General features: G+C 67.9%; 1 protein-coding gene. It reads left to right on the top strand.

The genetic code is table 11. The features are described from left to right. On the top strand, positions 1–270 hold a 270-nt coding region (locus tag AC4FS3_RS29355), incomplete at its 5' end, for an AMP-binding enzyme (protein ID WP_491023470.1). Between the last annotated feature and the right edge of the window lie 269 nt (positions 271–539).

Genomic DNA, 539 nt, shown 5'->3' with positions numbered 1-539 from the left:
GAGGTGGAGGACGCGCTCTACAAGCACCCGGCCGTCGCCAGCGTCGCCGTGGTGGCGAAGCCTGACGACAAATGGGGCGAAACCCCCTGCGCCTTCGTCGAGCTGAAGCCGGGCAAGACGGCGACGGTGGAGGAACTGCTGGACTGGTGCCGCCAGAATCTGGCCCGCTACAAGGTTCCCCGGACCATTGTCTTCGCCGAGATCCCGAAGACCTCAACCGGCAAGCTGCAAAAATTCCAGTTGCGCGAGAAAGCCCGCAACCTGCCGTAACAGCGAAACCCGGCGGGATCCTCACGGCAAGCGGCCGGACCAGGCGCGGTCGCCGCCCCCCGGATAGTCGGGCCCCGGATAGTCAGGCCCCAGGGTCGTTGGGGGCGCCGGCCAATGGCCAACCCCCGGCCGCCGCATCACGCCGCATGCGCTGCGCGGCCGTCCCTGCGCAGCCTGGGCGCGAGAACCTGCTTCGCGCCAACCGGGCAACAAAAAAGGGCGCGGCGCTGTCCGCCGAACCCCAGACTTGAAAGATCACCAGAACCCGA

The sequence above is a fragment of the Pseudogemmobacter sp. TB195 genome, assembly GCF_058313095.1.
Note: the sequence above shows the minus strand (reverse complement) of the source record. Positions and strands in the feature narration are given on the sequence as shown.